Genomic DNA, 24882 nt, shown 5'->3' with positions numbered 1-24882 from the left:
TCGGCTGGTCGCTCCTTTGACTCGCACGTGCCGATGGGATGGCAGCTTGGTGCGTCATTTTCGGATGGTGCTTAGTTCTGGGATAATGACTGGGTATCCCTCCCCCGGCTCCAGCCTTGCCGGGGAAGATCCCGGCATTCGTAGCCGGTGCGGTTTTTCCGGTGGTGTGCCTGGAAAGTGAGCAGTGGGAATGAGTGTCATGGAATTGCGTCCGCATCAGGTTGAGGCAGTGGACGGCGTGTTGAGGGTTCTCGGCACGCCGCCCGGCGGGCACATGCCGCCTGAGGGGCTGCGGGCGCAGGTGATCGCGGCCACGGGCTCGGGGAAGACGCTGATCGGTGCGGCGTCGGCGCGCCGGCTGTCTGCCCGCCGGGTGCTGGTCCTGGTGCCGACGCTGGACCTGCTGACGCAGATGGCCGGCGCGTGGCGGCGGGCGGGCCGTCGGGGAGCGATGGTCGGTGTGTGCTCATTGCGTGCTGAGGAGAGTCACGGGGTGGCGTGCACCACCGATCCCGACGAACTGGTCGAGTGGACACGGGATCTGGACGTCGTGACGGTGTTCGCGACGTATGCCTCGGTGGGGCTGGGCCTTCTCCAGCGGGCGCATACCGGCGGTCTGCCGGTGTGGGACCTCATGGTCGTTGATGAGGCGCACCGTACGAGTGGGGATGCGGGGAAGCCCTGGGCGGCTGTGCATGACCAGGCGCAGATTCCTGCGGTGCGGCGGTTGTACATGACGGCGACGGCGCGGGTGTGGGAAGCCGACGGCGGGGGTGCGTCGCGGCTGGTGGCCAGCATGGACGAGGACTCCCCCGTGTTCGGGCCGGTCGCCTACAAGCTGAAGCTGTCCGATGCCATCCGGCTGGGGATCGTCGCGCCCTATCAGGTGCTGTGCCTGGACATCCGCGACCCGGACGTGTGGGCGCTGATGAGTGAGGGTGACGCGGTGTCGGATGCGGTGCGTGGGGCGCGGCTGGCGGCGATTCAGGCGGGGTTGATGCGTGCGGCGGTGGAGGAGCGGGTGCGGCGGGTGTTGTCGTTTCACTCGCGGGTGGGTGAGGCGGAGGCGATGGCGGCCGGCGTGCGTGAGACGGCGGCACGGCTGGCAGCGGAGGAGCCTGAGGTGTTTCCGCCTGCGGAGCGGGTGTGGGCGGACTGGCTGTACGGCGAGCATGCGCCCGGGCACCGGCGCAGGGTGCTCGATGAATTCGCCTCCGATTTCCTGGGATCGTATGCGGCTGAAGGACAGGATGTTCCGGCCGCGTTGCGGGTGCTGAGTTCCGTGCGGGTGCTCGGGGAAGGCGTTGATACGGCCGAGTGTGACGCGGTGCTGTTCGCGGACGCACGCGGGTCCATGGTCGACATCGTGCAGATGGTCGGGCGCGCCCTGCGCATACACCCCGGGCACGGGAAACTGGCGACGTTGATCGTGCCGGTATTCCTCGGACCGGATGAAGACGCGGATGAAATGCTGACCTCCGGGGCGTACGGGACCCTGGCGAAGGTGCTGACCGCGCTGCGGGCCCACGACACCGAGACGATCGAGGCCCTCGCCGACCCACGCGTGCGCAGCGGCCAGGCGCAGCCCGAGGACAACCGTCAGGACCAGGGGCAGCCCGACGATGAGGGCCGGGACGAGGACCGGGAGCAGGCCGGGGGCCGCGGGCGGGGTGAGGAGCAGGGTGAGGGCTGGCAGGAGGGCCAGCACGATCGGGGGTTGGGGCGGGAACGGGTCAAGGGGGCGGCATGGGTCAGTGGGCGTGCGGCGGGGCTGGTGCGGTTCGCCGAGGAGCGTGACCCTGCCGCTGTGGCGGCGTTCGTGCGGCTGCGGGTCATCGACCCCGAGGGCGCCTACTGGCGGCGCGGCATCGAGGCCGCTACCCGGTGGCTGCGGGAGACCGGTACGGACGAGCTGCGCGTCCCGTACACGTACGTCACCCCCGAGTCGTGGGGCGCGGCCGGCAGGCATCCGCTGGGGCGGTGGCTGGCGGATCAGCGGCGGTACTACACGGCCGGGACGCTGGAGTTCGAGCGCGTCGTCGAGCTCGAGGCGCTGGGGATGGTGTGGTCGGCGTGGGAGACCGCGTTCGCGGAAGGCCTCGCCGTCGCCCGCGACTACGCGGCCGTCCACGGGCATTTCCTGCCGCCCACCACGGCCGTGTGGGGCGACGGCTACCCGATCGGCAAGTGGGCCAAGAACCAGCGCGACGCAGCCCGCAGGACGCGCCAGAACGCCGAACGGCGCACGGCCGGAGAGAAGGACGTGAGCGCTGCTGGCGAGCTGTCACAGACGCGTATCGAGGCACTGGACGAGATCGACCCCGGGTGGTGCCCGGCATGGGACATCGGCTGGCAGAGATGCTTCCGGCTCACCCTCACGCACGTGCAAGCCAGCGGGACACTCCCGCAGGCCGCGGGTGAGGTGATCGTGCAGGGCGAGGACCTGGGCGCGTGGGTGCGCGCCCAGCGGGCGGGCTGGGACAAACTGCGGCCCGCGCAGCAGTGGCTACTGGAGAGCGTCCTCGGGATCGAGCCGCTGTCCGAAGGCGAGGCGGCGCAACCGGCGCGGCGCAGCCAGGACCAACGCTGGACCGCCAACCTCGCGGCGGCCCGTCAGTTCCACACCCGCGAAGGCCACCTCAACGTCCCCCGCAAACACACCGAGAGCGTGGGCGGCGTCGAATACAAGCTCGGAGCCTTCATCGACAACACCCGACGCAGGGCAGACCGACTGAGCGCGGAACGCCGCACCGAACTCGACGCCCTCAACATGCGCTGGAAGTAAATGGTGTGCCGGCCGCCACGGTTTCGTCCTATGATCATCAGCAAGGCGGGGTCGTAGCACAGAGGTAGTGCGCCGCGACAGCATCTCGGAGGACGTCGGTTCGAATCCGACCGCCCCGCCCCCTCTCTCCGTCCGCCACCGCGGTCCGATTCGGATGGAGTGTGGCTGCCTGGCATGGCACCTTCCACCTCCCCCACGCCCTGTAAGGGCCGGCGGCACACTCCTCCAGCCCCACGGGCGAGTAATTGCACAGGGCGAAGACCTCGGCGCGTAGGTGACTACCCAGCATTGCGGCCCGGCCAAGCTGGTGCGGACGCAGGAGTGGCTACTGGTCGGCACCCGCCACCGGATCCCATCGATTAGCCTCCGCCGGCCCAACGACGGCCGCCCCAGCACCGCGATCGGTAACAGCGGCTCCAGCACTGCTCACTGCCTGTCAGAAAGATCCCCTCGCCCCGCACCGCGATCATCACAGGCGAGGCGAGGAGCAGAACCGACGTTCAGGACTCGACCTGAGTGACTCTGAACGATCCCTTAAGAGCCGTGCGGGGTCACCCGGCCTCGGACCGCGGAGAAGTCGGCGGAGAGGGAGGCTACCTGGGGCGATACCTGAGAGCAGCCCCGAACCCCAGGATGAGAAGGATGCCGATGCCGCCGAGCCAGAGAGCTACTGCGAGCCGGTTGTTCGCCAATGCGTAGATGGCGATGATGTTGGCCACGATGCGGCGCTCCGGCTTCTTCTGTGCAGGGTCGTGCCGAAGCGGGCCGCGATCGACTACGGCGAGCGAGGGAATTCCTGACTGTCTCGACCGCTGTTGGAATGATGCCGGGCTGGCGCAAGGACCCTTCCGGGACGGTATGCCCTAGGGTCCCCGCTACGCGTGCTGGCAGGGGCCAGCACTCCTCTGACATCAAAGGAGGCAGCGACCATGACGAAAGATCAGACTGGCCGGGAAGAGCCGAGAGAGCAGCAGGGTCCCCAGCAGGGACCCGAAGTCGAAAACGAGGATCACATCGAGCCACCGTCTTCCGCGAGGGGAGAAGACGGGCCGTCAGTTGAGGAAGTCGACTAGGAGTACTCCATTCTGACTTCGCGGTCTTATCGCGGACCCGGTTGGAAACGGGTACGGCCACCGCGTGATCACGGCGGTTGCGTGGACTCCTCAAGATCGTGCGGTGGCACAGGCCCATAGCGCGGGCCCTGTCCGCTGGATCATCCTGCTGCCGGCGTCGGCCTCCGGGCCCGCGCAGGGCCATGGTGCTCTGGTTCCCGCAGCCGCGGAGTTCGATTGGCAGGGCCGCGCACGCGCCTCCCCAGGTGGTGAACGTCTGCTGTCCGTTCCCGTGGGCAAAGCCAGGGTGGTCGGCGTAGCGGTCCGGTGGCCGGGTCGGTTCAGTGATCATTGATCGGTCCGTGATCTCCGCGGAAACGTTGCGGTCGCCCTGATGGGTGCCCCCGCGTCCCCCCAGAGCGCACGTCGGCTTCGGCGAAGCCCTGCGGTACCGGAGGACCCGAATTCACCTCTAGGGGGGACATGGCTCCTCATAGTCGTTCCGACGCAGGCGTGGAGATCCACAATCTTGGCATGACGTCCCTCCCCAGCCGCCGCAATCTGCTCGGCAAGGCCGTGGCCGCCGCCGGCGGCGCACTGCTCCTGAGCCAGACCGGCCGTGCCATCGCCGCTCCTCAGGCCGCCGCCCGGGCCGCCCTTCTTCCCGAAATCGGGCAGACCATCAACCTCAGCCTGAACGCCTTCGGCACCACGCTCGCCGTGCACCTCCCGCCGCCGCTGCCCACACTCAACTTCATCGGTTCCGTCGTCCAGAAGGTTCTGATCGGCGGCCAGAACTTCGTACGCCTACAGACGCTCGACTTCACGATGGAGGCCCACCACCCGCTCTACGGGAAGATCACCCTTCATCTGCCGGACGACGATGTCACTCCCGCAAGCATCCTCTCCAGCAGCGCTGACGGGCTCACCGAGACGTGGCTCGAATCGTTCAAAGCCACTTTCGAACGGAACGGGGACGCCCCGGGCCCGTTCACGTACGAGACCCTCGAACCGGCGAAGTGGGTGGCGTCGAACCTCCCCCAGTACCCGCCACCGGCCCAGGGGATGAACCCCGACGGGTCGCCTACGGGAGGAGCCTTGTTCCAGTTGCAGGCCCCCATCCGCTTGGGCACCGTGTCGTCCAGCGGCATCAAAACCACTCACGCTCAGCTTCAAGGAATGAACGTCAACCAAGGGCAGAGGCTGGCGTAACAGCCCAAACACCGCCTGATCCACTGTGTGCTCACCACCCACGGCGGTGAGCACGTAGGCAACGGGCTGCTGTGCGGCAGGTGTCCGGGCTCGGACCTCAGGACTGCCGGCTCGGGACAACGCCGCCAGCACCGCGCACGCCATCAAGGTGACCCGCGCGGCCGACGTGATGCCGCGCTGCTCCATCACGTCGGCCATCCGCTCCGCGCGTTCGCGGAGTTCCCGGGGTTCATCCCCGCGGACGCGGGGAGCACGGCTGCTCGACGCCCCGCTCGACTACCTTGCCGGGGCCATCCACGCGGGCACGCTGACCCCGCCCCAACAGACGCCGTTCCCAGGGACCCTGGATAGGGCTCAATCGCTCTGGGGCGTAGTCTTCGATTCTTCGCGAGTGCGGGGGCGTTCCGACTCCTCCTCTTCAGCGGCCAGGTCGGCTTGGTCCGAAGCGCCACTGCTCCACGCGACGGGCGGTGTCGGCGCCGTGATCGTCTGCGCTTCGTCGGAACCCGGGCGGACGCTCGGCTGGGATCCCGGTGCGTGGGATGTCTGCGCTTCATCATCGGAGTTCGTCATGGAGTCTGTGTTCCCGTCGTTCTCAATTCAATCCCCTCATCGCTGTCCGGCACCCGGATCACCGACAGCAGCACCTCGAGCAGCAGACACAGCAGTGCCCCGGACCCAAGCCGATCCGGGGCACTGCTCGGTCTGCGGCCACAGCCCCAGTCCTGGCAGGTCATACCGCCGCCGACCGCAGAAGTTATCGGGTACCGGTCAGGCCGTCAGATGACTAGCCGCTGTCCGGCCGATCATGATCACGTGGAGGTGGAGGAAAACGGCGGGCCCGGGGCTGTTGGCCCTGATAGAACATGGGTCGATGGGTATTCAGGAACGTGGCCGCAAGGTATGCCGGCCTCTGCGACGGGCTGGCCTCGAGGTGATCCCCAACGCTGTGCCACCGGGCACGATGCCGTTCGTCCGCGGATACGGTGCGGAGGACGTGGCCGGAGGCTTCTCGCACCGATACGACACCTCGCGGCTGGTTGAGCGCCTCAATGCGGACTGGTACGACCTTGCGGTCTCCTCGGGCCTTTTTGACCACCGGCGCGAGCTCCTCGTGCAGCTTCCGCAGGGCACCCGTTCGCACCGGGCCGCCCTGCAGCAAATGCACAGCGGCAGCCATGCACCGGCACTCTGGACCCGCGTCCGGCTGCTGGATCGCTGGGACATCATGGGCCGAGGCGCGGCATCGGCGTTCCTGGGCGTGCACTCGGGCCACCCGGGCTTCGGCATGATGGCTCTGGACGGCAGCGTGTACGTCTGCGCCTCGACGGGCGAGATCGGCATCAACGTCCTCGTGGTGCGTCACCCGGACCGCTCGGAGAACGTCCTGCGACACCTGGAATGGATCACGCGTTACGACAGCCCCTATGCAAACCGCGAGGAAAAGCAGCGTGCCGCCGTCTGGCTCGCCAGCCGTGCGAGGGGCCTTCCGGGTCGCTGACGACGAGATCCCGGACGGGCTGACTGATCATGCGCGGAGGCAGATAACAAGGGTGGCCGCGGTGACCGTGCCGAGGAAGACGTACCCGCGCTTGTCCTAACGGGTTGCGACGGCGCGGGAGTTCTTCAGCTTGTTGATGGCCCTCTCCACGGTGTTGCGCTACTTGTACCGCTCCTCATCGAACCCCGGTGGTCGTCCGCCTCGAGACGGCCAGGAGCGCAGCTTCGGCTCGCACATCACCGAGTCGGCGCTCGCCTCCGCCATGCAGGGCAGGGGCTGCCGCTGGGAGGTCAGGGGGTTGGACTTCGGTCAGTGTGATTTTGAGCTGACACCTCTTGAGAATGTTCGCGTGAGCTTCGCTTTCGCGGACCGGGAGACCGGTGACGGCCCGCAGCTCCAGAAGTGGATCTTGGTCAAGGCCGGCTTCTGGACATCGGGCCACGGGCCGTGCCCTGAAGCCTGGGCCGGCGACGGGCACAGCCCGACATGACTGCGCGGCGCTTCGGCAGCGAGTAGGTCGGCGCTCGTGCGGGCCGTGAAGGCCAGGTCGTGTCCCACGCCGGATCGCCGTACGCCTGAACAGGATCCCCACCGGCTCCCCGAAGGTCAGCCGCAAAAGAACACTCAACCTTCGGGACAGGGCAGTTGGTCCCCTACTCCGCAAACGCGTCCGCGCTAAGCCGCACGATCCGTCAACCGGCCGCAGTCGTCTTCGGCACGGTGCCGGCCGCGCCGGGACCGGGCGGGGTCGCGGCCGGGACCCTGGCGCTGCCCAGCACGGCCGGGCCGATGAAGGACGGAGCCGTGGGGAAGACCTCCCGCTCGACGTGGTCGACGACGAATCCAGCCGCCCGGATCGAGTCGAGCGTCGGACGGTTGCACTCGCAGCAGACCAGCAGCCGGTTCAGCCAGTTCATCCGGTCCTGGTGACGCGCCGTCTTCGGGTCGTCCGCGCGCATGTGCTCCAGGAAGAGCAGCCGCCCGCCGGGGCGCAGCACCCGGCGAAGCTGTCGCAGGGCCCGCTGCTGGTCGCTCACCCCGCACAGCACCAGCGTCGACACGACGACGTCGAAGCTGTCGTCCTCGAAGGGCAGGTCCTCGGCGGGCGCCCGCAGCACCGTGGTGCGGGGAGCCCGCTCCTCGACGTGCCGTTCCAGCCGGCGCACCATGGCCGGCTCGGGCTCGGTGACCGTCAGCGACTCGACGCGCTTGCCGTAGAGCGCGAGGTTGGCCCCGGTGCCGCCGCCGATCTCCAGCACCCGGCCGTCGGCCTCGGCGATCAACCGCCGACGCAGGTCGTGAAGGCCCTGCCGCTCGGTCTTGGCCATCATCCGGTCGTAGGTCACCGCGAACAGTGTGCTTCTGATGCCCATGACTGCCTCGATTCACGGTCCGACGTTCTGACTCGACGCTAGGTCCATGCAGTGCCCGGCACATGGGGCGGATGCCTCATCTTCGGCGCCGTTGCTCCCGGTGCGAGCCGTCATTCTCAGAGCAGGCCGTTCTGCACCGCGAAGAGGCAGGCCGAGGCGCGGGTCGAGGTCCCGATCTTGGCGTAGATGTGCTCGATGTGGTTGCGTGCGGTCTTGGGCGAGATCACCAGCCGTGCCGCGATCTCCTTGCTGGAGCAGCCGCGGGCCAGCAGCCGCAGTACGTCGATCTCGCGGGCGGTCAGGCCCGCGGGCCCCGCGCCGCGCCGCGCCTTGCGGTGCCCCGCGGCCGCGAGGACCGCGGCGACCGCTTCGCCGTCCAGGCGCCCGGCGGCGACATCGGCGTGCAGCTGGGCGGCGGCCGCCGCCGCCGAGAGCGCCGCCCGGTGCGGGCGCGGCTCGATCATCGACTGGTACGCGTCCGCGACGCCCAGGATCCGGCTCGGCCAGGAGATCGCGCCGCCCGCGAGGCCGCGAGGATAGCCGGAGCCGTCCAGCCGTTCGCGGTACTGCACGGCGACCGCGCCCAGGGGCGCGAGCGCCGGGGACTGCCGGAGCATCCGTTCCGTCAGATAGGGCTGCAGCCGCACCCGTTCCCACTCCCCCGCGCCCAGCGGTCCCGGCTTGTCCCAGATCGCGTTGGAGACGCCGAGGCGGCCGAGACCGTGCACCAGGCCGGCCCGGCGCAGCGTGGTCACCTCGGCCGGATCCATCCGCAGCCCGAGCGCCGCCGCCTCGGCCAGCACCGCCACGGCGCGGCCGTGGCCCAGCGTGTAGGGGGACTTCAGATCCACGAAGTCGGCGACCGCCAGGAGCGCCGCGTCGAACTCCTCCTCGCCGAGCCGGACGCCGAGCGCGGGCTCGGCCCCGATCACCGCCTCCCAGGTGCGGGCCGTGTCCAGTCCGCCCACGATCCCCTCGGGCTCGCGGCAGAACTCGACCACGAGGTGGGGATCGAACTGCGTCCCCGCCCGACGCCTGGCCAGCGCCGTGGCCGCGCCGGTCCCGCCGACCCGGTGCGCCACCTCGACGTACTCGGACAGCTGCGCGAGTCGAGAGGGCAGCGGCACGGCCTCGCCCTTGAGCTCTCCCGGCCAGCCACGCCCGTCCCACTGCTCGTACGAGCCGGCCACCGCCTCCTGCACGGCATCCGGGAGACCGAGCCGCCGGGCGAGCTCGCGCGCCAGGGCCGAGTGCGTGTTGATCATCCCGTTCAGCTCGCGGAACCCGCCCAGGGTGAATTCCAGGCCGACCCTGAACCGGTGCAGCGGCGGATTGCCCGACCCGATCAACCGCAGCGCCGCCGCCGCGCCCGCCAGGCTGCGCTGCTCGTAGGCGTACTTGCCGGACTTCAGCGCGATGTCGTCGCCGAACCACTTCGCCTGCTCGTGCGCGTCCGAGTGACAGCCGACGTTGACCAGCAGCGCGGTGTAGTAGACGACCATCCGGGCGTCGTCGTCCAGGCCCAGCCGCTCGGTCAGCCGCAACGCGATCAGGCACTGCCGCAGCACGTGCTCCATGGGCTGGCCGAAGCCCAGGTCCACGCCCAGGGAGAGCGCGGCCACCAGCTCCGCCAGACGCACCCCCGCATCGCTCTGCGCGCGGCTCGCCATGGTCACCACGCTACGCCTCCGCGCGCCGCTGATCTCGAGCTGTGAGGTCTTCCCCATCACCCCGCAGCGGCTTGATCGTGCAACTCGGACGGCCTTGAACTCGGCAGTCTTCCGCTCCCCAGGGGAGGGATCGACGACCATCGGGACCTACGTCGGGATGGGCTCCCGGTTCGCTGATCCGATCCTGCTCATCCCTTGCCCAGATGGCAGTACGCAATGGAGCCAAGCGTTAGCCAGTGAGCTGCGGGCAATGCACGAGCGTTACGTGGGACGACGTGCGCGAGTACCTGGTCGAGCACCTCGGTGACCCGGAGGTAGTACTGGTCGTGGGTGACACCGGCTGCCTGAAGAAGGGGACTCGCTCGGCCGGGGGCCAGCGGCAGCACTCCGGAGCCTCCGGCCGGACGGAGGAGTGCCAGGTCGGAGCCTTCCACGCCCGAGCTGCCGCCAGCCGGCTGCGCCCTCGTCGACCGGCGTATCTACACCACTCTTACGCCACTCCGCAGGTCAGGCGAGATTGTCGGTCCGGCAGCCGGCGGAGCGGGCGCCGCTCGGGCGCGTCGCGGAGGCGGATGACGTCGCGAGGGCCATCAGGGTGCTCGTGGGGGACGACGCCCGGTTCGGGACCGGGGCGGTGGTGCCGAGCGACGGCGCGACGAGCGTGTCCTGCATGTGACCGTGCTCGCTCCGGGTGGCTGCGGCGGTGGCTTCTCCCGGGGAGGCCCGGAGCACCTTCACGCCCAATCCAGTCTGGAACGCAGTTCCGGCGCGAGCCGAACGCGACATCTGATCTGCCCGATGATCCGAACGGCCGGTGATCCAGACGAAACGCCTCAGCCGCCCGGCCCCCGGATCCGGACTGGCTGATCCAGTACGGCCTGAACCGGAAGAACGTCGACTGGGTGCATCCCGGCGACTGCTGGGCGGCCGCGAAGAGCGACCGGTGCCACCCGGTCACACGCGCCCAGGCCCTGGAAGCGCTGCGCCGGCAGGTCCCGGCGTGCGCGCGCTGCCGTCCCGACACCGCCCTCGGTGTCCTCGACTGACTGCTGAGGACACCGACACCCCTCACGCCGAGGGCGCCGCGCCCTCGCCGAAGGCCGGCACATCCCCGGGCACCTTGTCCTGGCGCAGTCGTACAAGCCGGACCGGGTGACGCCACGCCCGCGCTCCCTAGTCGTCCCACGACTGCGGGGTGTGGATCAGCATCAGATCGACGCGGTCCAGGCCCAGCTTCTCCAGGGAGCCGTCGATTGCGGCCACCGCCTGGTCGTAGTCCTTGATCTCCGCAGCGAGCTTCGTCGAGACGAACAGCTCCTCAAGGGGCACTCCCGAGGTGCGCACGCCCTCGCCGACGCCGCGCGCGTTGCCGTATGCCTGGGCAGTGTCGACGATCTGAACGGCTGCGCGGACCGCGTCGGCCGCCTTGTCGTCGTCGATGAACCAGGTACCGAGCCCTAGCTTGGGGATTTCGATGCCGTTGGCCAGGGTGTAGGTCTCGTTCAGGGAGCTCATGCGTTCGCTCCGTTCTTCGGCAGCGCGCCGTACACCTCGTCGGTGACCGGCTCGAGCCATTCGTTGCTGACGTTCTCGCCCGGCGTGATGAAGGCGAGGTGGGAGAACCACGAGTGGGCCTTCGCCCCGTGCCAGTGCTTGGTGCCCGCCGGGACGCGGACCACCGTTCCCGGCTCCATGCTGATGGGGGCCTCGCCCTCGGCCTGGTACCAGCCGCTGCCCGCCGTGCACAGCAGGATCTGGTCGCCGCCCCCGCCCGCACCGTGGTGGATGTGCAAGTTGTTGCGGCAGCCTGGCTCGAAGGTGACGTTGCTGACGGGAACGCTCCCCGAGGCGAGCGGAGCCAGGTAGCTCTGGCCGATGAAGTACTGCGCGAAGGCGTCGTTCTTCTCCCCGAGGGGGAAGATCTGATCGAATCCGTTGGCGGACATCGTGTTCTCTCCTTTTCGGCCCAACACGCCAGCCGTGCGGGGTGTCGTTGCCTCGCTCGCGCCCCCAGGGTCAGGCGGAGCGCTCGTCGGCGATCTTCTTCAGCTGCGTGATCGCGGTCATCGCGTTGGGCCAGCCGGCGTAGAACGCCAGATGCGTGATCGCCTCGGACAGCTCCTCCGCGCTCAGCCCGTTGTCCAGAGCGACGCCCAGGTGGTAGCCGAGCTGCTCGCTCCGGTACAGGGCAGCCAGCACGCTGACCGTGACCAGGCTCCGATCCCGTGGGGAGAGCCCGGGGCGCTCCCAGACGTCACCGAAGAGCACCTCGTTGGTGACCTCGACCAGCTTGGGCGCGATGGGGGCCAAGTCCTGGGGTGCGGACTGCTTCGGCATGACGGGGTGACTCCTTGATCGGGCGGCGTGGGCCGGGTAGGTCCACGGTGTGACGGTGCGGGGTCCGCGGCACCCGCCGCGGCCCATGCCGGCCGGGTCCGGGCGGCGCCTGCGGCCTCTGCCATCGAGGAAACCGCAGGTCACCATGGCGGAGAAGGGTCTGCTGTTACAGGTACTGGCAGGGCCCCCCACGTCTGCGCCGTCCGGCTTAGCGTGGAAGGCATGAGCACCGAGAGCGACATCCGCGAGTTCCTGGCCTCCCGTCGCGCCAAGATCACCCCGCAGCAGGCAGGACTGCCTGCCTATGGCGGCAACCGGCGCGTGCCCGGCCTGCGCCGTGAGGAGGTCGCCCTGCTCGCCGGCGTCAGCGTCGACTACTACGTCCGCCTGGAGCGCGGTCACCTGGCCGGCGCGTCCGAAGAGGTCCTCGACGCCGTCGCGAACGCCCTCCAGCTCGACGACGCCGAACGCGCCCACCTGTTCGACCTCGCCCGTGCCGCAGCCAAACGCCCCACCCGCCGCACCCGCCGCCCCGTCGGCGCCCTCCCGGACAGCGTCCTGCGCGTCCTGGCATCCATGACCGACTCCCCGGCCTTCATCCGCAACGGCCGACTCGACATCCTCGCGACCAACACCCTCGGCCGCGCCCTCTACGCCCCGCTGTTCCCCGACCCCGCCGCGAAAACCACCAACATCGCCCGCGCCCAGTTCCTCACCGCCGCCGGCCGCGACTTCTTCCCCGACTGGGAAATCAGTGTCAACACCACCGTCGCCCTCCTGCGGACCGAAGCCGGACGCGCCCCGCACGACACCGAACTCACCGGCCTGATCGGCGAGCTCGTCACCCGCAACGAGGAGTTCCGCACCGCCTGGGCCAAGCACAACGTGCGCCTGCACCACACCGGCCGCAAGGCCTTCCACCACCCGGCCGTCGGCACCCTCACCCTCGACTTCGACGCCATGGAACTACCGGCCCAGCCCGGCCTGACCCTCACCGCCTACACCGCCGCCCCCGGAACCCCCGACCACGACGCCCTGCAACTCCTGGCCACCTGGGCAGCAACCGAGCACCTGTCAGGCGCAGACGGACTCCCCGCCATGCCCTCAACTGACGCCACTTCCCACCGGCAGTGATCACACCAAACCGGCAGGGCCCATGCTGCCCGCAACCATGAGCGGTCGGAATTCGCGCAGCAGGTCGAGCGCAGTCCAAACTCGTGAAGAGAGGTACAGCCGGCTGGGCCCTTGTCTAAGGAGCGCTTATAGGGGTGCTGAGGCCGTCCTGGAGGCGGGCAGGATTGGGGGGGGTCGATGTGGTGGTGCGCGACGTCCACCCCGCGTTCCGCCCCACGCCGTCCAGACGCGCACCCGGTCTCGTGAGGCAGATGGTTGCCGTCCGACGACCGGGACAGGCCTGTGGAAGTTTCCCTTCTCCCTGCCACCACAGTGATCGCCATCCCGAACTCTCCCCTACGCCAGCAGGTGAGCTCGAGGCGGTGCTGGAGCGGGTGCGTGAGGAGAACAGACAGCTCAGGCGGGCACTCGCCTCCCACGCGCTGGCGGCTGGATTCAGCCCCCCAGCGACTACTGGAGGATCGGTACCTAGAAGTCGGAGAAGTTCACCTTCGTCGACAGGGACGACTGCGACGAGATCTGGTCCGACAACCTGGAGAAGGCGCTGACGATCACCGACGTCAACCGTCGGCGCCTCGTCGGGGACGCCGAGCCCGCCCGCTTCAACATCTACGACGCCTAAAGGCTGTCCCGTAAATGATCTTTGAGTCGCCGGGAGTGGGGTCGGTCGAGATGCGGTCTGCTCGCCTGTCCGGCGAGGGCGAGGTTGTGCATGCGGGCGATGCCGAGCATGGCGTGGTGGACCCCGTCGCCTTTGAGGCGGCAGTCTCGGAGGATCTTCCAGGCCTTCATCCGGGCGAAGACGTGCTCGACACGGGCGCGGACCTGTTTGTGGGACTTGTTGTGCGCCTTCTTCCAGTCGGGCAGGTCTTCGCTCTCGCGCCGACGATGGGGCATGACGAGTCCCGTGCCCGGATAGCCGCCGTCGGCGATCGTGAGTGTCCTGCCGACGGCGGCTATGGCGCCGGATTCCTCCCACGCCTTGCAGTCGTTGCGGTTCCCGCGCAGCGGTTGGCCGACCACGACGACGAGTCGGGGGTCGGCGTCCATGACGACCTGGTGGTTGGTGGAGTACCAGTAGTTCTTCGACTGCTCGGCGATGCTGTGATCGCGAGTAGGCACCAGGGTGCCACCCACGATGAGCACGGCGTCCTTGGCGAACCGCTTGCGGGGCTGGAGAGCGAGCACGGACCGAGGCGGTCGATGATGCTGGCGCATCGTCAGGTTTGTGCGCCGGTACGCCTCGACCAGCAGTGCCCGGTCCATCAGGGGCAGGCCCCATGGCAGACCGTTGCCGACCGCGTCCGCAGCTCCGCGCCGCAGCTTGGTCACCAGCTTCACGAAGGCACGCGGACTCAGCCCGGTGAACGGGGCTGTCCAGGACGGCTCCGACACCGTGATATCACCAGCCACGCCGGGATGATCGCACCGCAGCGTGCCCGCAAGCAGGCCTCCTCACCTCAGCGGAACTCGTGGACCACCTGGATTTCGCCGACGATGTGGGCGTTGAAGTCGTCCAGTTCCTCGGCCGGAACCCAGAGCTCGAGGACCGTCTGCCCACCGGCCTGCTGGATGGGATACCGGCTCAAGAACTCCGACTCGACCTCAAAGCGAGTGACGAAGCCGGCGCCATCGTGCTTCACGTTCCAGTCCCGCGCGATCCTGACCGCGTAGTCCTCGTTGAGGACCGGGTAGAAGATCGGCTGCTCGGGCAGCCGGGGCGGCCAGGCACGCCAGTTCAGCTCCCGCACCAGATCCAGCTCCTTGGGGCCGGTGGGGCGCCACAGGGTCGTCGTTCTTTGCCGGCTGGTCATCTGCATCGCTCTCTGAACGTAGGCCGCTGGTGCGGCGGGGCGGGAGAGCGGACGATACCGGCAGCGCGACCCATCAGCCACGCAGTTTCCGCACCCTGACCAGCAGTTACGGGACAACATTTGTCCAGTCGATCATGTACGGATCAGCCGTGACGGACGCTTGAAGGAGCCGTTGGTCATGGCATGAACCAGACCAAGCGGCTCATCGCCACTCTCGTACTGACCGGTGCAAGTTCACTGGTGTCCTTGCGCAGGACTAACACTCGTCCCGCCGATCGTGCGACCACTACGCAGTCATGTTGATCTGGACATGGGGCGGGGTGATCTGACCGATGCCGAGTGGGAACGGCTGCGGCCGTTTCTGCCCGTGAGCAACGGGCGTTGCGGTAGGTGGCGGGATCACCGGCAGGTGATCGACGGGATTCTGCACCGGGTGCGGACCGGGGTTCAGTGGCGTGACCTGCCTGAACACAGGCGGCTTGCGTCTGTGTCCTGTCGCACTGAACCTTGAGCGGTCTCATCGAGCCTTGAGCACGTACTGCACACCAGGTCACAGCGGTACGCGGCCGTCGGCAGGTGGATTGTGCTGCCGTCGCAGGAAGGCCGGTGCGGCACCCGGCACGGCCCTGGGCCGCACGGGCGTGGAGTTTCAGGGCGCTTTCATCGCGCCAGCCGGGGTGGCTTTTGCAGCTCGAACCGGATGAGGTCTGCAGTGTGTGTGTTCGGTTGGGACACCGTCTTCATGCCGATGAGGGCATTCCGCGTATTCCTGAGCTGTTCAAGATTTCGCGGCAGGGACCTCTCGATGGCCCTCAGGAAGCTCTTTCGGACGAAGTCCGACTGGGCCCTTCCGGCCTTCTCGATGTTGTCGGCGGCAGAGTTCAGCGATTCCTTGAGAATCGTCCAGCTGTTGGTGGTGTTCTGCAGCGCAGTGGCCACTCCCCCGGCTTGGGTGCCAAGGTCTGCCAGTCCGGCGCTGCATGCCGTCAGCAGCTTCACCCCGCTTTCGAGCCTTTCCTGCTTGGCGAGGAGGTCCTTCTTCTCGTCGTAGAGATTCGCTAGCGCGATCCCGCTGCCAATGCCTCCCGCGATGCCACCGAGGAGCAGGACACCGCCGCCGATGGCCACACCGAGGCTCAGTCCGCCGGTGAAGATCGAAGTGCAGCATCCGATGACAATGCATGCGGCACCCGTCAGAATGGCACCCCCGCTCGCTGCTGCCCCGATGGTCGCGGCGGTGATCTTTGAGTTCACATTCTCCAGATCCCTCCGCAAGTCTTCCAGAATCCCGTTTTCACCGCTCACCAGAGTGTTGATCTCCACGGCGCATTCAGTGAACCCCCGCTTGTCGTCACTGAAGGCACTAACCATTCTGTCCGTGCTGGACGCGACCCTTCTTGTCTCATCCGTGAACTCGCCCGCCTGTTCACGCAGGAACCTCAGCATCTGTACCATTGCATCCGGATCGTTCTCGTCCTTGAGGGTTTCCGAGAAAGCGCCCAGCGTGACAAAGTAGTTCTCGACCTTCGCCAGGAGCGCGATGGACTCAGGTTGTACCGTCCAGAGGTACTTTCCTGCGTTTTCTGCGGATTTGTTCAGTGCTCCCTGAACCGTGCCCTGGAAGCTCTGGATCTTTTCGTTGTCGATGCGACTGAAGTCCGGCTTCGGCTGCTGCATGATACTGAGAGCATGCGTCTGCACGAGTGCGGTCAAGGACCCTTGCGCGGCCACCTCCCCTCCAATTTCCTCCTGCTTTTCCAGGGCGGCGGCAAGTGCGTCACTCATAGCTTTCTCCCAGTCGTCCAGTAGCGGGTTTCAGTTTCCGGTGACCGTGGCGCGCAGTCTCTCCGCCTGGTCCTGGATGGTCTTCCACTTGATGACGCTCCAGCTGATCTCAGTGGCCAGCCAGGCGCCTCCGTCGTTCTTCTTCGCCTGCTCCTCCAGCGTCGCCGCGAACGAGGTGACCACCTGGGCCCAGGCATCTGCGATCTCCTGGGCCGGACGCATCACGTCACGCACGCTGCGGCCGTAGGCGCCGCATTCCGAATCGATCTTCTTCGCCGTCGCCAGGCCCGATTTCAAATCGGCGATCTCCCGGTAGAGAGCCTCGACCTTCGCGCGGTCCCTGCGGAGCTTCTGGAGGGCGGCACCAATGGCACCGGACGTGATGTCTTCGATCCCCTTGTGGACATCCTCCGAGGATTCCGGGGCGGGTTCGCCGGAGGACGGCTTGTCCTCCTTCTTGCTCTTGCCGTCATCCTCTCCCTTCTTCTTCGCGGCGTCCTTGAAGATGTCGAGGATGGTGTCGAGGATCTTCCGTGCACCGCTGCCCACCTTGTGCGAGGCGGAGATGACGGCATCCAGGTCCTTCCTCACCTCTTCCTGCATCTCCTCCAGTTCCTTGGTCTTGGCGGCGATCCTGCCGTCGTCCCCGGAGATCTTCTTGATCTCGGCATGCGTCCGCCCGGCCAGGGCTTCCAGCCGATCCTCCGTCTCCTTGGAGAACTTCCCGTACTTGTCCGCGAGATCGCGGGCATGCTGCTCATGCTCTTCGAAAATCGGCATCAGCTCGCCCAGAAAGGAGGCAACGCTCTCCGGGGACTCCACAGATCCCTCATACAGGCTCTGGAGCAGGTCGGCCGCCCCTGCCATCAGGACAAGCTGATGGATCACCGAGGGAAGCTGGACACTCCGGTACGTCCGCGCGTTCCCTCTGACCTCCTCCTGCGCCGTATGCATGGCGTGCTCATCGCTCGGGTCCGCCGTGTCGACGGACACCTGCGCTTCGAGGACCAAGGCCCATACCTGCGCGACCTGAGCAGCGGTCACCAACTGTTCCAGGGGCTCTTCGAGTCCGACCGGGTCTAGCGTGATCTTGGACCGAACGTTGGGGGCGACTTGCGATGACGTCATCGTGGCTCCGTTGGATGCTCAAGGACGGGACGGGACGGGCAGTGCAGGACAGCCGGGTCGAGGAATTCCTCGACCCGGCGCTCGGGTGCGCCGCCCACAGCGGGACACACTGGGCCTGTGAGAGCCGGTGGCGGTCGGCGCCGGCAGCGTCGGCCCAGGCTGCTCACATGCTCAGGTCGATGCGCAGGGCACACCGAACGGACGGACCAGGAACGGTCAGGGGGCTGGGATGTAGGGCGGATGATCGTGTCCTCGCACGGAGGCCACGTACAAGGTTCTGATCACTATGGCGTTCTACCGGCCGCGCACCGTCCCACAAAGCCCCCTGCCTCGTGCTCACCCGCCCGGCGGAAGGGTTTCACCGCAGAAACGCTCCGCCGCGTTCAGCCACTCGCGGGGCGCAGCGGCTCCCTGAATTCCGAGAGCTGAACGCCACCCCCATCAGGGGGCGGGACTGTTCTCCAGGGCTTCCAGAAGCTGCCCCAAAGGACCTCAGCGGACGTGCCGAGGCCGGTACCGGCCTCGGGACGTCCACCACTCAAACCTCAATGAGACGAACTGATCGGTCACCAAGGTTGAGTGAGAACACTCAACCTTCCCTACGTGCTTCACGAGACCGAGCCAGCCCTTCGTATGGGTGACCCGCCCAGGGGCGTCGGGTGTGGCTTTCGACCTTATGCCGACTGTGGCCGGCATCGATTGGCCGCCCGACGCCCTACGACGACTCGGCTGCCAATTAGGAATCGCGAATGATCGCTCCGTGGGGAATCGACAGCGAGGTCGTCCGCCGGGAGGCATCAACACCACACCGTACGGAGGAACAACGTGGCCGCGACCTCACCCACACGGGCCGCTCGTCTTGCCGAACGGCTACCGCACGCCGGCTGCCCTCCGCGGGATCGGCCGCACGAGGCTGGAAACGTGGCTGCGCCACCGCAAGCTTTACCGAGCGGCTCGCTGTCAGAGGGTTCGGGCCGCAGCGGCGTCGCGGAGGAGTCCGGCGAAGGTCAGGGCGGCGGGGGTGAGCGAGTGGTCGGCCATGCGAACCAGGAGGATGCGACGGACGGGGGCCGGCGGCTGGAGCGGCAGGACGTTGACGCCGGGGCGGATGCCCTCCAGGGCCAGGGTGGGGGCGAGTGCGACGCCGATGCCGGCGGCGACCATGGCCTGGGCTTCCTGGTAGTCATGGGCCTCGTAGGCGATGTGGGGTTCGAAGCCGACGGCGCGGCAGCCGCGGACGAGGGCTTCGGCCACCGGGTGATGCTCGGCGCGGGTGATCCAGGGGTCGTGTGCGAAGTCGGCGAGTGAGGCGGCGTCGCGGCCGGCGAGTGGATGGTGGTCGCTGACGAGAAGGGCCGGCGGGTCATCGAGGAGGGGGGTGACGACGATGTCCTCCCGGTCGATTCGGCTCCAGTCGTAGTCCCACATCAGCGACATCTCGATCTCCCGGTTCTCCAGCATCGTCCAGAGTCCGGCGATGCGGGCGCTGCGGACGGTCAGCCGTACGTCGGGGTGGGCGTCCCGGAAGGCGATCACGGCCTGCGGGAGGAGCGAGGCGCCGACCGTGGGGAAGGTGCCGATGCGCAGCGTGCCCGCGCGCAGGCCGGCGTAGTCGGCGAGTTCGTTCTCCGCGGCCCGCAGTTCGCGTTCGATCCGTTGCCCTCGTTCGGCCAGCGCCCGTCCGGCGTCGGTGAGGGTGACACCCCGGGCATGGCGTTCCAGCAGGGGCTGGCCTGCCTCCGTTTCCAGGCGGCTGATCTGCTGCGAAACCGCTGACGGGGTGTAGTTGAGGGCGCGGGCCGTCGCGGTCACTGAACCGCGCCGGGCGACCTCCGTGAACAGCAGGATGCGCCGGACGTCGAGCATGTCACCACCTTCAGCGTTCACTTCACCTTAATAGCCATGCAGATTTTCGAGATTGTACTTCACGCTGCCGACAGCCACCGTGGAGGACACCACGCACGGCGAGACCGTCGGTGGACTTCCCCCTTTCCCATGTCTGTGAGGAGTCAGTTGTGCTGCGTCTGCAGGGCGAGATGATCCGCGGAGGAACCAGCAAGTGCTGGATCTTCGACCACCGCGACGTGGCCGCCACGGGCGTGGACGTCGACGCCCTCCTGCTCGCCGCCTTCAACGCCGCCGACCCCCGTCAGATCGACGGCGTGGGCGGCGCCTCCTCCACCACCTCCAAGGCCGCCGTCGTGCAGGCGTCGTCCGAACACGGCGTGGATGTCGAGTACGCCTTCGCACAGGTCGGTATCGGCGACGAGCGCGTGGAATGGGCCAGCAACTGCGGCAACTGCGCCACCGCCGTGGCCCTTTACGCCGTCCACCACGATCTCGTGCCGATCGCATCGGACACCACCACCGTCCGCATGCTCAACATCAACACCGGGGCCCGCCTCACCGGCACGATCCCCACCCCCACGGGCGTGGCCCCGGAGGAGGGCACGGCCCAGGTCCCGGGTACCTCGGCGCGGGGAGTGCCGGTCCTGCTCGGGTTTCAGGACCCTGCCGGCTCGACGACCGGCCGCGCTCTGCCGACCGGCCGGGCACTGGACGAGCTGACCGGCCCGGACGGTCCCGTCGAGGCATCCCTGGTGGACGCCGGCGCGCCGGCCGCCCTGTTCGAGGCCAAGGCGTTCGGCCTCGACGGGACGGAATCCCTCACCGCGTTCGCCGCCGCAGTGCCCGCGCTGACCCTGCTGCGCCGCCAGGGAGCGCTGGCCATGGGCCTGGCCCGCGAGGGTGATCCCGTCAGCCACGCGGTGCCGAAGGTGGGCGTCGTCGCCCGGCCGGCCCCCTATCGCACCACTCAGGGCACACTCGTCAACCAGGACGAGTACGACCTGGCCGTGCGCATGGTCTCCATGCACGCCCCGCACCCGGCGATCGGCCTGACCTCCGCCGTGGCCCTGGCCACGGCCGCCGCCACCCCTGGCACCCTCGCCCACCGCGTCGCCCGGCAGACCGCCGACGGCACGCTGCGCCTGGGCACCCCCGCCGGCGTGATCACCACCCAAGCCGTCCCCGCACCGGACGGCGCGTCCCCCACGGTGCTGCTGCACCGCGCCGCCCGGCGTATCGCCCGAGCCGAACTCCTCGTTCCCGTCCTGGAAGGACGCCCCGCATGAGCCGCAACGACGCTGCCCCGGGTACCGTCACCGCACCACCGGGCCGCATCCGCCGGATGCTCTCCCACCTGTACGTCCAGTGCCTGATCGCCGTCCTCCTCGGCGCCGCCGTGGGCGGGCTGTGGCCGTCCTTCGGCGCTGATCTGAAGCCGCTCGGCGACGGCTTCATCGCGCTGGTGAAGATGTTCATCGCGCCGGTCATCTTCTGCACGGTCGTCCACGGCATCGCCTCCATGGGCAACGCCCGTGCGGTCGGCCGCGTGAGCCTGAAGGCTCTGGTCTACTTCGAGGTGCTGACCACCGTGGCCATGGTGATCGGCCTGGTCGTCGTCAACGTCGTCAAGCCGGGCAGCGGTCTGCACGTCGATGTCTCGACCCTGACCACCAACGGCTTGCCGCCCGAGGCGACCACGGCCCACGAGGGCTTCGCCGAATTCGTCCTCGCGATCATCCCGGCCACCCTGGTCAGCGCGCTGACCGGCAACGAGATCCTGCCGGTGCTGCTGGTGTCCGTGCTGTTCGGCTTCGGCCTGCACGCCAGCGGAGAGGCCGGCCTGAGCATCGCCCGGGGCATCGAGAAGTTCTCCACGGTCCTGTTCACGCTCATCCGCTGGATCATGCGGCTCGCGCCCATCGGCGCGTTCGGCTCGATGGCCTTCACCATCGGCCACTACGGACTGGGCACCCTGCGCCACCTGGCCCTGCTGGTCGGCTCGTTCTGGCTGACCGCACTCCTCTTCGTCCTGGTCGTCCTCGGGACGGTGATGCGCCTGAACGGACTGCGGCTGCTGCCCTTCCTGCGGTACATCAAGGAAGAGCTGCTGATCGTCCTGGGCACCTCCTCCACCGAGCCCGTCCTGCCGCGCATGATGGCCAAGCTCCAGCACGCGGGCGCCTCGAAACCGGTCGTCGGCATCACGCTGCCCGCCGGGTACTCCTTCAACCTCGACGGCACCGCCATCTACCTGACCATGGGCTCGGTCTTCCTCGCCCAGGCCCTCGGTATCGACCTCAGCCTCACCCAGCAACTCGCCATGCTCGCTGTCATGCTGCTCACGTCCAAGGGCGCCGCAGGCGTCACCGGCTCCGGCTTCATCGCCCTGGCCGCCACGCTCAGCGCCGTACCGCACGTCCCGGTCGCCGCCCTCGCGCTGGTCTTCGGCGTCGACCGGTTCATGTCCGAGGCCCGCGCCCTGACCAGCCTGGTCGGCAACGGCGTCGCCACCCTGGCCGTCGCCCGCTGGGAGGGCGAGCTCGACGAGGACCGCGCCAGGGCCGTCCTGCGCGGCGAGATCCCCTATGCCTCCGTCCCCGCTCCTTCTGCGGTGCCGTCCGGGCCCGATCCGATGGAGACGCCCGCACCGACCCGTGATCCCGTGCCCGCCGCAAGCTGACGTCGCGTGGGCGGGGCGGCCCGGAGCAGACGCTCCGGGCCGGCCCGCCCACGTCGCTTGCTGCAGATCCGTCTCCCGGGCCAGTAGGAAGGGCAGCAGCATCAGCACGGAGTACGCGTACGACCGCATCGTCTTGGCGTCGCACCATCTCACGGGCCTGCGTCAGCATCGGCTCCACCGGAGGCCGCAGCACCACACCTCCGGTCTACGCTCCGGCCACCGCTACCGCGACCGGGTGCTCCGGGCCGGCCGCGAGACCAAGGCGTACGGACGCATAGTGCGTCGCACAGGGCGGGACTTCTGAGTCAGAGGGGGGCGACGCCCGAGGTCGACCATCCACGTGTCGTTCAGTGAGTATGGCTGGTGACTAAGGCCGGTCGCGTTGCCATCGGCATTGAGGTGCCGGCGAGGAGGATGTCGCCGATGTGCGGCAACCGAGTGGCGCTCCTGCAGGAGTGGAGCGAGGAAGCACACAGGCAACGGGCCCTGGTGTCGATAGTTGCTGATGTGCCTCTCCAAGACCCCTGCCGCTCTTCGCAGGCGCAAGAGCGACACGGTGGCGGTGATGCGCGCTATAGGATCTTGAGCCCACAACTGGATGCTGGAGGGCTGGGATGGTAGCGCCTCAGATGCGCCTCGGTACCGATGATGCGTGGCTGGACCTGACTCGAGCCGGTGACGACACCTGGCGGGTCAGTGCCGACTGGTCCTCCGTGCTGGCAGCCGACTTCACCGCGTGCCTCAGCGATGCCGAAGTCGCGGACTTCGCGAGGCAGGTACTCTCGCGTCTGGGCGCGGCGTCGCGTGCGGGCTTTTCGGCCATGGTGACACCTGGCCGCAATAATCCCCTGGCTTTGAAGGCTCAGCCCGTCGGGGACGGTTTCGCCTTCTACGTGCGGTTGACCCCCAACGGGGACGACACCGTGTGCCACCTTCAGATGGAACTTGATCCGATCCCCACACCGGACTTGCGCGAGATGTTCGACGCGCTGCACGCGGCGCTGCTCCCCTGACAGTCCCGAGCACTGACTGGGCCGGCGGCTGTTTGGAGTCGATAGTCACAGACCAAGCGTCGTCCAGGGCGCGGTCGTCGCCGGCCGCCCAGGAGGTGACGACCGGTCTGGATAGCGGACATTGAGCGTGCGGTAGCTCAAAGCGCGCTGGCGCGGCCCGACGTACCCGCGCCCACCGCACGGTCGGGCCCCGCGTGTAGCCTCCCGCTTACGTGGTCGCTCAGGGTGAGCGACCACAGGGGAGGGAAGCATGAGCAGAGGCACCCGACGAAGAGCGACCTGGGCCACGGCGGGCGGCGCCGCGGCCCTCGTCCTCCTCACCGCGACCGGCGTCCACGCGGAGGGCCGGGGAGACATCCGCGTGGTGGGGGCCGTGGTCAACGGCGGTCATCCGGTGGGCATCGGGATCGCGAAGGAAATCTCGTTCCCCGTCGTCCTCACCGTCCGGGACGACTCCGGGGTGAAGGGCGTCAGCCGGGTCAGCACCCTCAACGTGTCAAACGGCTACGGCTTCATCGAGTGGACCGGCACGTCCTGCGCGAAGAGGTCGGCGACCACCTCGGTGTGCACGGCCACCCTGAAGGCCACCCCCGCCTGGATGCCGACGAGCGACGACATCGACACCAACCGCGTGGCCGGCCTCTGGCAGGTCAACGCCACCGTCAACGCGAACGACCGCGACTACTGGATCTCCGACAACGTCGCCCGCTATTCGGTGAAGCGGGCCACGACACTGACCGCGGACGCCACACCCGAACCCGTGCACAGGGGCGGGAAGCTGACCGTGACCGGGACGCTCAGCCGGGCGAACTGGGAGACCCTGAAGTACCAGGGCTACGCCGGCCAGCCGGTCCAGCTCCAGTTCCGCAAGGCCGGCACCACCCGCTACACCACGGTCACCACGGTGAAGACGAGCAGCACCGGCCGGCTCAGCACCACCGCCACCGCCACCGCGGCAGGTGACTGGCGCTGGTACTACCCCGGCACCTCGACGACCATGCTCGCCGTGTCGGCCGGCGACACCGTCATTCCGAAGTAGCCCGGCTCAGAAGTCCTCGTCCAGGTCGACGGTGCCCTCCACCCCGACCTGGTACGCGGACGGCGCCGCTCGAAGAGTCGGCCGACTCTCACTCCCCCGGACGCGGGAGGTCGTGATCTTGTCGCCTCGGTTGGCCTCTCCCAGGCCTGTACCTGCTGCTGAACCAGCGGCCCGCTGAGAGGCTCTTGCTCCGCGGTCGGGGCTTCATCGAACTCACGGAAGCAGACGGTCGGATCGGGTTCTGGATCAGAGCAGTTCCGGCATGCCCGATGGGCCCGGGACATGGCTCGTGTCCGGGTACCAACCCGTGATGAACTGCTCAAGCGCTACAGCCCGGTTGTCGTTGACGTGCCGGAGCCACCGCAGGTCCGGTAGGCCCGGAGCAGGACGGAGCGGGTGGGCGGTAGCCAGAACTGACCTGCTCAGACGCGTTCGGGGGCGCAGCAGGCAGCGTGACCGCGCTGCACGCCCGGGGCCTCGGCGCCGTGCAGCTCGTAGGAGATCATCAGGC

19 protein-coding genes, 1 tRNA gene and 3 pseudogenes are annotated in these 24882 nt (G+C 68.3%); 12 read left to right on the top strand and 11 right to left on the bottom strand.

What is annotated here, in order from left to right; all coding sequences use genetic code 11:
- Positions 1-199: 199 nt before the first annotated feature.
- The 4 genes from AB0E88_RS27120 (at position 200) to AB0E88_RS27105 (ending at position 6550) form a co-directional block, all read left to right on the top strand.
- Positions 200-2785 (top strand): Helicase associated domain protein, encoded by a 2586-nt coding sequence (locus AB0E88_RS27120; RefSeq protein ID WP_361635530.1) that lies wholly within the window; start codon positions 200-202, stop codon positions 2783-2785.
- A gap of 45 nt (positions 2786-2830) precedes the next feature.
- Positions 2831-2905, top strand: a tRNA-Leu gene (locus tag AB0E88_RS27115).
- A 1466-nt stretch (positions 2906-4371) separates the two neighbouring features.
- A complete protein-coding gene (locus AB0E88_RS27110; protein ID WP_361635527.1) occupies positions 4372-5049 on the top strand; it encodes a hypothetical protein in 678 nt (225 codons plus the stop codon).
- Between the two features lie 874 nt (positions 5050-5923).
- Entirely contained in the window at positions 5924-6550 is a 627-nt protein-coding gene (locus tag AB0E88_RS27105) for a hypothetical protein (protein WP_361635524.1), read from the top strand.
- A gap of 692 nt (positions 6551-7242) precedes the next feature.
- Here AB0E88_RS27105 and AB0E88_RS27100 read toward each other — a convergent pair.
- A complete protein-coding gene (locus tag AB0E88_RS27100; protein WP_361635521.1) occupies positions 7243-7923 on the bottom strand; it encodes a class I SAM-dependent methyltransferase in 681 nt (226 codons plus the stop codon).
- Positions 7924-8039: 116 nt separating this feature from the next.
- The gene (locus AB0E88_RS27095; protein WP_361635518.1) at positions 8040-9593 is read right to left on the bottom strand and encodes an HD domain-containing phosphohydrolase; all 1554 of its coding nucleotides are present in this window, start codon (positions 9591-9593) and stop codon (positions 8040-8042) included.
- Between the two features lie 269 nt (positions 9594-9862).
- On the opposite strand from AB0E88_RS27095, the pseudogene AB0E88_RS27090 reads away from it, so the two are divergent.
- A pseudogene (locus AB0E88_RS27090) lies at positions 9863-10051 on the top strand (transposase); the annotation flags it as partial.
- A gap of 49 nt (positions 10052-10100) precedes the next feature.
- On the opposite strand, the gene AB0E88_RS27085 reads toward AB0E88_RS27090, so the two are convergent.
- Positions 10101-10265, bottom strand: a complete 165-nt coding sequence (locus AB0E88_RS27085; RefSeq protein WP_361635544.1) for a hypothetical protein — start codon at positions 10263-10265, stop codon at positions 10101-10103.
- A gap of 191 nt (positions 10266-10456) precedes the next feature.
- Here AB0E88_RS27085 and AB0E88_RS27080 point away from each other — a divergent pair, with 191 nt between their 5' ends.
- On the top strand, positions 10457-10639 hold the full coding sequence (locus tag AB0E88_RS27080) for a DUF6233 domain-containing protein (RefSeq protein WP_361635541.1): 183 nt from the start codon (positions 10457-10459) through the stop codon (positions 10637-10639).
- 130 nt (positions 10640-10769) lie between these two features.
- Here the strand turns inward: AB0E88_RS27080 and AB0E88_RS27075 are convergent.
- From AB0E88_RS27075 to AB0E88_RS27065, 3 genes and pseudogenes are all read right to left on the bottom strand, one after another.
- Positions 10770-11108: pseudogene (locus tag AB0E88_RS27075) on the bottom strand (aldo/keto reductase); the annotation flags it as partial.
- Positions 11105-11539 (bottom strand): cupin domain-containing protein, encoded by a 435-nt coding sequence (locus tag AB0E88_RS27070; protein ID WP_361635516.1) that lies wholly within the window; start codon positions 11537-11539, stop codon positions 11105-11107. The pseudogene AB0E88_RS27075 and the gene AB0E88_RS27070, both read right to left, overlap by 4 nt.
- 70 nt (positions 11540-11609) lie before the next feature.
- Entirely contained in the window at positions 11610-11930 is a 321-nt protein-coding gene (locus AB0E88_RS27065; protein ID WP_361635513.1) for a carboxymuconolactone decarboxylase family protein, read from the bottom strand.
- Between the two features lie 222 nt (positions 11931-12152).
- On the opposite strand from AB0E88_RS27065, the gene AB0E88_RS27060 reads away from it, so the two are divergent.
- A complete protein-coding gene (locus AB0E88_RS27060) occupies positions 12153-13064 on the top strand; it encodes a helix-turn-helix transcriptional regulator (protein ID WP_361635511.1) in 912 nt (303 codons plus the stop codon).
- A 618-nt stretch (positions 13065-13682) separates the two neighbouring features.
- Here AB0E88_RS27060 and AB0E88_RS27055 read toward each other — a convergent pair.
- Both AB0E88_RS27055 and AB0E88_RS27050 read right to left on the bottom strand, forming a co-directional pair.
- Positions 13683-14477 carry a transposase gene (locus AB0E88_RS27055; RefSeq protein WP_361635508.1) on the bottom strand — a complete coding sequence of 265 codons (795 nt, stop codon included), beginning with the start codon at positions 14475-14477 and terminating at the stop codon, positions 13683-13685.
- A gap of 47 nt (positions 14478-14524) precedes the next feature.
- Complete coding sequence (locus tag AB0E88_RS27050) at positions 14525-14884, bottom strand: hypothetical protein (protein ID WP_361635505.1); 360 nt, start codon at positions 14882-14884, stop codon at positions 14525-14527.
- A 304-nt stretch (positions 14885-15188) separates the two neighbouring features.
- On the opposite strand from AB0E88_RS27050, the pseudogene AB0E88_RS27045 reads away from it, so the two are divergent.
- Positions 15189-15347: pseudogene (locus tag AB0E88_RS27045) on the top strand (transposase); the annotation flags it as partial.
- A gap of 191 nt (positions 15348-15538) precedes the next feature.
- Here AB0E88_RS27045 and AB0E88_RS27040 read toward each other — a convergent pair.
- From AB0E88_RS27040 to AB0E88_RS27030, 3 genes are all read right to left on the bottom strand, one after another.
- Positions 15539-16663 (bottom strand): HBL/NHE enterotoxin family protein, encoded by a 1125-nt coding sequence (locus AB0E88_RS27040; protein ID WP_361635502.1) that lies wholly within the window; start codon positions 16661-16663, stop codon positions 15539-15541.
- Positions 16664-16693: 30 nt separating this feature from the next.
- The gene (locus AB0E88_RS27035) at positions 16694-17791 is read right to left on the bottom strand and encodes a hypothetical protein (RefSeq protein WP_361635500.1); all 1098 of its coding nucleotides are present in this window, start codon (positions 17789-17791) and stop codon (positions 16694-16696) included.
- A 960-nt stretch (positions 17792-18751) separates the two neighbouring features.
- Positions 18752-19657 (bottom strand): LysR family transcriptional regulator, encoded by a 906-nt coding sequence (locus AB0E88_RS27030; RefSeq protein WP_361635497.1) that lies wholly within the window; start codon positions 19655-19657, stop codon positions 18752-18754.
- Between the two features lie 149 nt (positions 19658-19806).
- Here AB0E88_RS27030 and AB0E88_RS27025 point away from each other — a divergent pair, with 149 nt between their 5' ends.
- The 4 genes from AB0E88_RS27025 (at position 19807) to AB0E88_RS27010 (ending at position 24371) form a co-directional block, all read left to right on the top strand.
- Positions 19807-20925: a PrpF domain-containing protein gene (locus AB0E88_RS27025; RefSeq protein WP_361635494.1), complete on the top strand. Its 1119-nt coding sequence runs from the start codon at positions 19807-19809 to the stop codon at positions 20923-20925.
- Positions 20922-22319: a C4-dicarboxylate transporter DctA gene (gene dctA, locus AB0E88_RS27020; protein ID WP_361635491.1), complete on the top strand. Its 1398-nt coding sequence runs from the start codon at positions 20922-20924 to the stop codon at positions 22317-22319. The genes AB0E88_RS27025 and dctA overlap by 4 nt, the downstream gene beginning before the upstream one ends.
- Positions 22320-22948: 629 nt before the next feature.
- A complete protein-coding gene (locus AB0E88_RS27015) occupies positions 22949-23332 on the top strand; it encodes a hypothetical protein (protein WP_361635488.1) in 384 nt (127 codons plus the stop codon).
- Between the two features lie 250 nt (positions 23333-23582).
- Entirely contained in the window at positions 23583-24371 is a 789-nt protein-coding gene (locus AB0E88_RS27010) for a hypothetical protein (RefSeq protein ID WP_361635485.1), read from the top strand.
- Positions 24372-24882 lie beyond the last annotated feature (511 nt).

This window comes from Streptomyces sp. NPDC028635 (assembly GCF_040637635.1).
GTDB lineage: Bacteria > Actinomycetota > Actinomycetes > Streptomycetales > Streptomycetaceae > Streptomyces.
This window is presented reverse-complemented; position numbering and strand designations above follow the sequence as displayed.